At 62.4% G+C, this 6,545-nt stretch carries 7 protein-coding genes; 4 read left to right on the top strand and 3 right to left on the bottom strand.

Going from position 1 to position 6,545, the window contains the following annotated elements:
• The first annotated feature begins 73 nt into the window (after nucleotides 1-73).
• The gene (locus BM70_RS0130800; protein ID WP_025859573.1) at nucleotides 74-1,390 is read left to right on the top strand and encodes a bifunctional DedA family/phosphatase PAP2 family protein; all 1,317 of its coding nucleotides are present in this window, start codon (nucleotides 74-76) and stop codon (nucleotides 1,388-1,390) included.
• Here BM70_RS0130800 and BM70_RS0130795 read toward each other — a convergent pair.
• From BM70_RS0130795 to BM70_RS0130785, 3 genes are read right to left on the bottom strand one after another with little or no spacing between them, the layout of a single operon-like run.
• Complete coding sequence (locus BM70_RS0130795) at nucleotides 1,387-1,977, bottom strand: LON peptidase substrate-binding domain-containing protein (protein WP_025859572.1); 591 nt, start codon at nucleotides 1,975-1,977, stop codon at nucleotides 1,387-1,389. The two genes, BM70_RS0130800 and BM70_RS0130795, sit on opposite strands and share 4 nt — an antisense overlap.
• A gap of 21 nt (nucleotides 1,978-1,998) precedes the next feature.
• Complete coding sequence (locus tag BM70_RS0130790; RefSeq protein ID WP_025859571.1) at nucleotides 1,999-2,715, bottom strand: LrgB family protein; 717 nt, start codon at nucleotides 2,713-2,715, stop codon at nucleotides 1,999-2,001.
• Nucleotides 2,712-3,065, bottom strand: a complete 354-nt coding sequence (locus BM70_RS0130785; RefSeq protein ID WP_025859570.1) for a CidA/LrgA family protein — start codon at nucleotides 3,063-3,065, stop codon at nucleotides 2,712-2,714. The genes BM70_RS0130790 and BM70_RS0130785 overlap by 4 nt, the downstream gene beginning before the upstream one ends.
• Nucleotides 3,066-3,228: 163 nt before the next feature.
• On the opposite strand from BM70_RS0130785, the gene BM70_RS0130780 reads away from it, so the two are divergent.
• The 3 genes from BM70_RS0130780 (at nucleotide 3,229) to BM70_RS0130770 (ending at nucleotide 6,274) form a co-directional block, all read left to right on the top strand.
• Nucleotides 3,229-3,684 (top strand): MaoC family dehydratase, encoded by a 456-nt coding sequence (locus BM70_RS0130780; protein WP_025859569.1) that lies wholly within the window; start codon nucleotides 3,229-3,231, stop codon nucleotides 3,682-3,684.
• A 200-nt stretch (nucleotides 3,685-3,884) separates the two neighbouring features.
• Complete coding sequence (locus tag BM70_RS0130775) at nucleotides 3,885-5,603, top strand: C13 family peptidase (RefSeq protein WP_025859568.1); 1,719 nt, start codon at nucleotides 3,885-3,887, stop codon at nucleotides 5,601-5,603.
• Between the two features lie 29 nt (nucleotides 5,604-5,632).
• Nucleotides 5,633-6,274, top strand: a complete 642-nt coding sequence (locus tag BM70_RS0130770; protein ID WP_025859567.1) for an oxidoreductase — start codon at nucleotides 5,633-5,635, stop codon at nucleotides 6,272-6,274.
• Nucleotides 6,275-6,545: the final 271 nt, after the last annotated feature.

Below are 6,545 nucleotides of genomic sequence, written 5' to 3'. Positions count from 1 at the left end.
GGCGATCTCAAGGCCGCCATCGCCGGCAAGCCGGACTCCTACAAGGTGTACGAACCTGGATGGAGTGGATTGTATGGGCCAATGGCTCGATGGCATTACCGGCTGGCTGACCCTGAATCCCGAATGGCTGGCGGTCGCAGTGTTTATCGTCGCCTGCGTGGAATGCCTGGCCATCGCCGGGCTCATCGTGCCGGGCACGGTATTGTTGTTTGCCATTGCCGCTCTCGCCGGCAGCGGTGCGCTGTCCCTGAGCGAAACCCTGCTGCTGGGGTTCCTCGGCGGACTATTGGGTGACGGGGTTTCCTACTACCTGGGGCGACATTTCCACCAGAACATCCGGCGCTTGCCCGGCTTGCGTCACCACCCTGAGTGGATGAACGGCGCAGAAACCTACTTCCACAAGTACGGCATCGCCAGCCTGCTGGTCGGACGTTTCATCGGCCCGCTGCGGCCCATGCTGCCGATGGTGGCCGGGATGTGCGACATGCCCTTCCCGCGCTTCGCGGCGGTGAGCATCGTGGCCGCGGCGGGCTGGTCGGTGGCTTACCTGCTGCCAGGCTGGGCGACCGGTGCCGCGTTCCGTCTGCCGTTACCCGAAGGTTTCTGGCCTGAAGCCGGTATCGTCGCCGCCTGTATCGCGGTGGTGGTGGGGTTGAGCCTGAACAGCAGCCTGCGCGGCCATCGTCGCGCCACCTTGTGGATCGGCTGCGCCAGCCTGACGGTATTGATCGCCCTGTTTATCGGCTATCCCCACCTCAATGACTTTGACCAGGGCCTGAGCGCCCTGGTACAGGAACACCGCAGCCCCTGGCTGGACGAAGTGATGGTGCGCATCACCCAACTGGGCGAGTTCAAGAAGATGTTCGTGGCCAGCGCCATCTTTACCGGCCTGCTGCTACTGGCGCGGCAATGGCGTCATGCGATATTTGTCGGTGTGACCCTCGCCGGTGCGGCGGTGATCAACACGGGCACCAAACTGTTCTTCGCCCGTGGCCGCCCGGAAATCCTCACCGACCCACTGACCAGCTTCAGCATGCCCAGCGGCCACGCGTCCGGCGCGTTCGCATTTTTCCTGGCGCTGGCGATCCTGGCCGGTCGCGGGCAACCGATCCGCCTGCGCCTGACCTGGATGCTGCTGGGCTGTATTCCGGCGGCCTTCATCGCGCTGTCGCGGGTCTATCTCGGCGCCCACTGGCCCACGGACATCCTGGCCGGTACGCTGCTGGCGATGACCGTGTGTGCGTTCAGCCTGGGCGTCAGTCAGTATCGACGCCCACTGCCGGCGATGTCGCAAAAGGCCTGGTGGCTGTTGTTGCCGGCGCTGGTCGCGGTGCTGAGCTTCATCGCCCTCACCGGCACGCCTCACGCCCTGCTGCGCTACGCCTATTAGGTGAACAGTTCACCCTGCAACTCGTCGAGCAACATCTGGATCGCATCCAGCCGCTGCTGCGGGTCGTCGAGTTGCAGCAGGTCGATCTTGTCGGCCTCGGTGAAAGGCAGCAGGTACGCCAACTGGTTGCCCAAGGCCTGCTGCCCCTCAGCGTGAGCGTCCATGTCCAGCGAGGCGACCATCGGGTGCTCGGCCAACGCCTGGAGGAGCGCCAGCAGGTCGGCGTCCTCTTCTTCCAGCGGCTGGTCCGGCAGCTCTTCGAGCCACTGCACCTCGGCCACCAGCAATTGGTCCTTCTGCACACCGGCGTCGCGTACCCGGAACCGGCGGCCGCCTTCGACGCGAATCCCCAGCAGGCCATTGTCCTGCTGCTTGAAGTCGCGAATCAGCGCTTCACAGCCGATCAGCGCGTAGCCGTCCGGGGCCATGCCTACCTCCTTGCCGTCGAGGATGCACACCACGCCAAAGCCTTCGCCCTTTTTCATGCAGCGACTGATCATGTCCAGGTAGCGGGCCTCGAATATCTGCAGGTCGAGGGTGCAGCCAGGGAACAGCACGGTATTGAGCGGGAACAGCGCCAGACTCATAAAGGTTTCCTTAAACCCGGTTTAAACGATCACCGACACGGCCAGCGGCAGGAACACCGCCGTGGCCACGCCCATCAGACTCATGGCCAGCGCTGCAAAGGCGCCGCACTCTTCGCTTTCCTGCAGGGCCACCGAAGTACCGACGGCGTGGGCGGTCATGCCCAGGGCCATGCCGCGCGCCTCGGGGCTGTGCACCCCCAGGCGTGACAGGTACGCCGGGCCGATCATTGCACCGATCACGCCGGTGATCAGCACAAACACTGCGGCCAGCGCGGCTACACCGCCAATTTGCTCGGCCACCAGCATGGCGATCGGCGACGTCACCGACTTGGGCGCCATGGTCATCAACATCATGTGTTCGGCGCCAAACCACTCACCCAGCAGGACACACAGGCCAGTGGCCAACACCCCGCCTATCACCAGCGTAGTAAAAATCGGCCAGAACAATTGGCGAATGCGCCGCAGGTTCAGATAAAGCGGCACCGCCAGGGCCACCGTCGCCGGGCCCAGCAGGATGCCCATGATTTCGGTGCTCTTGCGGTACTCGGCGTAGCTCAGGCCACAGCTGATCAGCACGCCGATCACCAGCAACATGGAGACCAGCACCGGTTGCAGGAAGATCCAGCGGGTTTTCTCGAAACCTGCCAGCACCAGCTGATACGCGCCGAGGGTGATGCCGATGCCGAACAAGGGATGGTGAATCACCGCGGTCCACGCGCCGTACCCGTCGAAGGTCATTGATCCTTCTCCTTGCGCTTGACCATCTGCTGCATCAGCACGCCGACAAAGCCCATGGCGATCACCAGCGACAGCACCAGCGCACCGGCAATGGCCCAGAAATCAGCGGCAATGTCATTGGCATACACCATCACCCCCACCGCTGGCGGCACCAGCAGCAACGGCAAGTAACGCAACAGGCTGCTGGCCGCCAGGCTCAGTGGCTCGCCGACTTCGCCCCGCCACACCAGAAAGCCCAGCATCAGCAGCAACCCGATGATCGGCCCCGGCAGCACCGGCAACAGCAAATGGTTGATCGCGGTGCCGATCAGTTGAAACAGCACCAGCCAGGTCAGGCCACGTAACAGCATCCGTTCTTCCCCCTCAGGACTCGCCCGCATTATAAGCACGCCAGCCCTATGGATCGGCATTCGCCAAAAGCATGGTGGGTTGACCGGGCTGATTGCCCATGATGATCTACATTGGTTCTCTGTAACCCATAAAAACAGCACCGATGAACCAAGGAGAGACGCAATGCCCTATGTACCCGTAGCGCAGCTCAAAGATTATGTCGGCAAGGAACTGGGACGTTCCGAATGGCTCACCATCGACCAGGCGCGTATCAACCTGTTCGCAGAGGCCACTGGCGATTATCAGTTCATCCACGTCGACCCGGTCAAGGCCGCGCAAACCCCGTTTGGCAGCACCATCGCCCACGGCTTCCTGTCGCTGTCGCTGATGCCCAAGCTGATGGAAGACCTGCTGATCGTGCCCGAGGGCCTGAAGATGGCCGTCAACTATGGCCTGGACAGCGTGCGGTTTATCCAGCCAGTGAAGGTCAACTCCAAGGTGCGCCTGAACGTGACGCTCAATGACGTCACCGAGAAGAAACCTGGCCAATGGCTGCTCAAGGCCACCGCCACCCTGGAAATCGAAGGGCAGGAAAAACCAGCCTACATTGCGGAGTCGTTGTCACTCTACTTCGTGTAACCCCCGCCCCCCTCTGTAGGAGCTGGCTTGCCAGCGAAAAACGCACAGCCGCCGCATTCCCCCCGAATGCCTGCGCCATCGCCGGCAAGCCGGCTCCTACGGGTCTGTGGAGAGGTAAAATCCTCACCACAACAGATGTAAATTTATGTATGAAACCCGCAGCTGCGGCATACTCGGCGCTCAATTATCCGGATCCCGCTATGCGCCCACTCGCTCCCCTTGCCCTTGCCCTGTTGCTCACCGCTTGCGGAGACGGCGAATCGCTGTTGCCGCCCGATGCGCGCCTGCCCGACGGCGGCCGTTACCGGGGCGATGTGGTCAATGGTCTGCTGCAAGGCCAGGGACGCGTGGACTATCCCAACGGCAGTTGGTACGCCGGCCAGTTCGACAAAGGCCAGTGGCACGGCCAGGGCGAGTGGCATGGCAGCAATGGCGAAGTCTATAAAGGCCAGTTCCAGCAGGGCCTGTTCGAGGGCCAGGGCAGCCTGACCACGGCGGGCAGCCACTATGTGGGAGGCTTCAAGAACGGTCGACGCAATGGCGAAGGCACCCTCAAAGAGGGGCAGATGACCTATCGCGGCGAGTTCAAGGACGACCAGTATTCCGGCCTCGGTCGCCTGGAGCTGGCGGACGGCAGCCAATACCAGGGCCAGTTCGCCCACGGCAAACCGAACGGCGAAGGCCAGCGCAACGACGACAGCGGCAACCAGTTCAGCGGCCATTTCGTCGATGGCCAACTGGAAGGCAACGGCACCTTCAACAGCGCCGATGGCGATATTTACGTCGGCCAGTTCAAGCAGAACCAGCTCAACGGCAAAGGTCGTTATGAGAACGCCGACGGCGACGTGTGGATCGGCCAGTTCAAGGAAGGCGCGCTCAGCGGCAAGGGCGAGTTGATCGGCGTCGACGGCAGCCACTATGTCGGCCAATTCAGCGATTGGCGTTTTACCGGTGAAGGCCGCCTGAACCTTACAGACGGCAGTTTCTATATCGGCGGCTTCGACAGCGACAATTATCAAGGCAAAGGCACCCTCGTGCTCACCGACGGCACCGTACAGGCCGGCACCTGGGTGAACGGCATGCGCGTGCGTGATGCCGACGGCAAACTGTTGCCCGACCCACTGGAAATCGGTGTATTGGCCCAAGGCCACCTGCTCGACGCCGCCCTCGCCGCCGTCCCAGCCTCCACCCCCGCCGTCGAGCTGTACACCCTGGCCGTGGCCGGCGATGGCAAGCAGAGTGTGTTCCTGCGCGAAGCCGATTACGTCAGCAACATGCTCGCCACCCGCTTCGGCGCGCGTGGGCAGATTCGCCTGGTCAATCACCGCGACCACATCGCCGACCGCCCCCTGGCCACCCGCGAAAGCCTGCGTCGCGCCGTGCAAACCCTGGCCGAACGCACCGGCCCGGAAGACCTGGTGTTTATCTACATGACCAGCCACGGCACCCATGAACACGAACTGGTGCTGGACCAACCGCGCATGGAGCTGGCCGACTTGCCGGCCGATGAGCTGGCCGCTGTCCTGGCACCGCTGAAGAATCGCGACAAGATCGTGGTGATTTCCGCCTGCTATTCCGGCGGTTTCATCCCGGCCCTGAAAGATGAACGCACGCTGATCATGACCGCCTCGCGGGCCGACCGAGTGTCCTTCGGTTGCTCCGAGGAAGCCGACTTCACCTACTTCGGCGATGCCCTCTTCGCCCAAGCCTTCAACCAGACCGACGACTTGCAGCAAGCCTTCAAGCTGGCGCAACTGCATGTGGCCGAACGCGAACAGGCGGACAACTTCGAAGCCTCCGAACCGCAGATCTGGGCCCCCAAGGGCGTCATCGCCCACTGGCAACTATTACGCAAACAGCAGGCACGAAAGGCGCTGGAAAGCGTCTCAATGAATAGCAAGGAAGCCAAAGGCAACTAAGCTGAACTGTGTAACAAGGGGGAAACACCATGTACCTGACGCCTCAGCATATCTTGCTCGCCGGAGCCTCCGGCCTTACCGGCGAACACCTGCTCGATCGCCTGCTCAACGAACCCACCGTCACCCGCGTGCTCGCACCCAGCCGCAAGCCATTGGCCGAACATCCGCACCTGGAAAACCCGGTGGGCGACCCGGCGGTGTTCCTGCCGCAGTTGAGTGGCCGGGTGGATCTCGCTTTCTGCTGCCTGGGCACCACCATCAAGCAGGCCGGCTCCGAAGCCGCCTTCCGCGCCGTCGACCTGGACATGGTCGTGGCCTTCGCCAAGCGCGCGCGGGAGATGGGCGCACGGCACCTGATCGTGATCAGTGCGATCGCCGCCGACCCAAAATCCTCGGTGTTCTACAACCGCGTCAAAGGCGAAATGGAACAGGCATTGAGAGCCCAGGATTGGCCGCAACTGACCATCGTGCGGCCCTCGTTGTTGCTGGGGGAACGGCTGGAGCCGCGCCTGGCAGAACAGTTGGCCGGGCCGCTGTCGCGACTGATCCCGGGCAAATACCACGGCATCGAAGTGTGCGAACTGGCCCGCGCCATGTGGCGCCTGGCGCTGGAAGAGCAGGATGGGGTGCGGGTGGTGGAGTCGGATGAGTTGCGTAAGCTCGGTAAATAATCCGGTTTAACGACCTGACAGAGATCCAAATGTGAGAGCGGGCTGGCTCGCGAAGGGGCGTGTCAGTCAATGCATGAGCTGCCTGACCCACCGCATTCGCGGGCAAGCCCGCTCCCACATTTGATGGGGTTCACACAGTTCCAATGTGGGAGTTCTACATTTGATGGGGTTCACACAGTTCCAATGTGGGAGTTCTACATTTGATGGGGGTTCACACAGTTCCAATGTGGGAGTTCTACATTTGATGAGGTTCACACAGCTCCAATGTGGG

This window comes from Pseudomonas sp. CHM02 (assembly GCF_000612585.1).
Taxonomy (GTDB): Bacteria; Pseudomonadota; Gammaproteobacteria; order Pseudomonadales; family Pseudomonadaceae; genus Aquipseudomonas.
Note: the sequence above shows the minus strand (reverse complement) of the source record. Positions and strands in the feature narration are given on the sequence as shown.